Source organism: Devosia insulae DS-56 (genome assembly GCF_000970465.2).
In the GTDB taxonomy this organism is placed as follows: domain Bacteria; phylum Pseudomonadota; class Alphaproteobacteria; order Rhizobiales; family Devosiaceae; genus Devosia_A; species Devosia_A insulae.
This window is the reverse complement of sequence record NZ_LAJE02000048.1, coordinates 1-3,035: the sequence shown is the minus strand read 5'-3', so window position 1 is coordinate 3,035 and position 3,035 is coordinate 1. Positions and strand designations below refer to the sequence as shown.

Here is a 3,035-nt window from a genome sequence, read left to right as displayed (position 1 = left end):
CCGCCGCGCCGCTCAGATCCGCCGCAATGCCGAGTTCGAACCAGAGCCAGCGGCTGGCGTCCAGCATGTCTTCGTCGCTGAGCAGCACCACGTCGTCGACCACCGATCGCACCACGTCGAACACCTGGGGGTCGGTCTCGGCGCAGCTCATCGTCGCGATGCGGCTCGTCACCTCCGGCAATCGAACCACGTGCCCCGCATCGAGCGAGGCCTTGAGCGTCGGCGAACCCGTGGGCTCGATGCCGATGATCTTCACCGCTGGCTTCAGCGCCTTGAGCGCAACGCCCATGCCCGAGACCAGCCCGCCGCCGCCGATGGCGACCAGCACCACGTCGAGATCGGGCACATCGGCCAGCAGCTCCAGCGCCGCCGTCCCCTGCCCGGCCATCACCGCCGCATCGGCGAAGGGGTGGAAATACGCGGCGCCATTGCTTTCGGCGAAGGCGAGCGCATGGAGGTTGGTCTCGTTCCACACCTTGCCGACGATCTCGACCGTGGCGCCCCAGCGCTTCAGCTTTTCGACCTTCGCCGCGGTGATGTTCTCGGGCACATAGATCGTCGCCGTCACCCCGGCGAGCTTCGCCGCCCGCGCCACGGCCAACCCGTGATTGCCGCCCGAGGCGGTGACGATGCCGCGCTCGAGCGCTTCCGGCGGCAGCGACAGCAGCTTGTTGGTGGCGCCACGCGCCTTGAACGAGCCGGTGGCCTGAAGGTTCTCGAGTTTCAGCGACAGCTTTGCCGGCGTGATTGGCGCCGACAAGGCCCGCGCCTCGATGGTCGGGGTGCGCCGCACATGCGGCGCAATGCGGGTAGCGGCGGCGTTGATATCGGCGAGGGTAATCATGCCTGAGGCGCCGTGTAGGGGGACGCGACGACGAAGCAGCAATTGCCCGGCCGCACCCGGCCCGGCTGCCGGCGGCCATAGAGGATGCCGCTGGCCCGGTAGTGCAGTTCGACCGGCATCCGGCCGGGGTTGGCGAGGAAATGGATGCGGCCGGCCAGCTGCCCCGCCTCCACCGCCGTGCCGAGCTTGTGCAGCGGCTCATACACCCCGTCATCCTCGGCGATCACATGCGCCTTGGGGCCCAGGTCGTATAGTCTGGGTTCCGCCGCCACCGGGCTCGCCATCCGCGCCGGCAGCACCCCCAGATGCGCCAGGACGTTCCGCACGCCGCGCCGGCAGAGCGCCAGCGCATCGATCGACACCGTGCCGCCGCCGGCCATCTCGGTGCCGATCACCGTCATCCCCTGCAGCGCCGCCGAGGCGGTGGCGGTGCGCGGGTCGCCGCGATTGTCGATCACCACGGCGATCTCGGTGCCGAACGCCTTGGCTGCCGCGACATTGGCCGCATGCTGCTCGGGCGTCGCGCCCGGCTCGATCACCGCGCTCGGGATGATATCGAGCGACGAGCCGCCCGAATGGAGGTCGAGGAACGCATCGCCCATCGGGAAGATCACGTCGTTCACATAGGCCGCGATCTGCCGCGTCGTGGTGCCCAAGGGGTCGCCCGGGAAGCTGCGGTTCATGTTGATTTCGTCGATCGGCGAGGTGCGCCGCGCCGCGTTCACCGCTGGCAGGTTGATCGCCGGAATGAAGATCAGCCGCCCCTGGACATCGGCCGGATCGAGCTCGCGGATCAGCTCGCCCAGCGTGATCGGACCTTCATACTCGTCGCCATGGTTGCCGCCCTCGAGGATCACCGTCGGGCCCACCCCGTTCTTGATCACCGCCACCGGCACCGGCACCACGCCCCAGGCATCGTCATGCACCGACAGCGGGATGTGGAAAAACCCGACCTGCTTGCCCGGCTTGTCGAAGTCCACCGTGGCGGTGGCCAGCTTCTGTGAAATGTTGCGGTCCATGTTCTGCTCTTGGTCGTGATCTCAGGGATTGCCCACAGCCGCTGAAGCCTGAGCAAATTTTACAGGTGATAGTCTACGTTCTCTTGTGATAGTCGATGCGCCGTGCGCTGAGCCGTCCCGGCTCTTGCGCTGCAGCATCGGCTCTGCCACCAGAATGCCGAGGGAGACTGAATGAATGGCCAGAACCGGACGCCCTGCTGCGGCAGCAACGACGCCCGAAAAGCCCGTGAAGGCAGCGCGCGCGAAGCCGGCGACCAAGGCCGCCGACAAGACCGCCGACGCCAGCGACAAGCTCGCCTATGGCGTGCCGGCGCTGGAAAAGGGGCTCGACGTGATCGAGCTCCTGGCGACGCAGTCGAAGGGCATCACCCAGAGCGAGATCGCGCAGCTGCTCGGCCGCTCCCTGCAGGAGGTCTACCGCGTGGTGATGGCGCTCGAGCGGCGCGGCTATATCCAGCGGCGGCCGGGCGAGGATGGGTTCTTCCTCTCCAACCACCTGCACGTCTTGGCCAACCAGTATCCGCCGATGCGCCGGCTGCTCGATGCGGCGCTGCCGATCATGTACTCGACCTCGATCGCCGCCTACCAGGCGCTGCACATTGCCATTCTCGACCGGCTCGCCATCCGCGTCGTGGCGCAGGTCGATAGCCCCGCCCCGCTCGGCTTCCGCCTGCGCGTCGGCACCCAGAACCCCGCGGCCTCCACCGCCTCGGGCCGCCTGCTGCTGGCCTTCCAGCCGCCGGCGATCCGCGACTGGGTGATGGCCGAGATCGAGCGCACCGCGCCCGAAACCGACATGGTGGCGCTGAAACGCCGGGTCGAAACGCTGCACCGCACCGGCTACGAGATCATCGCCGGCGAAGGCCTGCAGGGCATCACCGATGTGAGCTTCCCGATCCTCGACGCCAATGGCTATGCGCTGGCCGTGCTGACCATGCCGTATCTGCCCTCGAGCAAGGAGCGAGTGTCGCTGGAAACGGCAAGCCGCGCCCAGTTCGCGGCCGCCAAGGCCATCACCCAGCTGTTCGACGGCACCCTGATCGAACCGAACTTCCCGCTGGCTCCGATCCGCGAAAAGCGCCCGCCGGCCCGGCCGACGTAAGACGGGGCACGGGCCTCTCCGTGATCCTCCCCCGCGTGGCGGGGGAGGGGGACCGCCGAAGGCGGTGGAG

3 protein-coding genes are annotated in these 3,035 nt (G+C 68.3%); 1 reads left to right on the top strand and 2 read right to left on the bottom strand.

The features are described 5' to 3' along the window. Together VW23_RS02370 and VW23_RS02365 are read right to left on the bottom strand one after the other, a co-directional pair. On the bottom strand, positions 1 to 844 hold an 844-nt coding region (locus tag VW23_RS02370), incomplete at its 3' end, for a threonine ammonia-lyase (RefSeq protein WP_069907991.1). Then, a complete protein-coding gene (locus tag VW23_RS02365) occupies positions 841 to 1,863 on the bottom strand; it encodes a succinylglutamate desuccinylase/aspartoacylase family protein (protein WP_069907990.1) in 1,023 nt (340 codons plus the stop codon). The genes VW23_RS02365 and VW23_RS02370, both read right to left, overlap by 4 nt. 175 nt (positions 1,864 to 2,038) lie before the next feature. On the opposite strand from VW23_RS02365, the gene VW23_RS02360 reads away from it, so the two are divergent. Continuing rightward, a complete protein-coding gene (locus VW23_RS02360; RefSeq protein ID WP_084645443.1) occupies positions 2,039 to 2,965 on the top strand; it encodes an IclR family transcriptional regulator in 927 nt (308 codons plus the stop codon). The last annotated feature ends 70 nt before the right edge of the window (positions 2,966 to 3,035 follow it).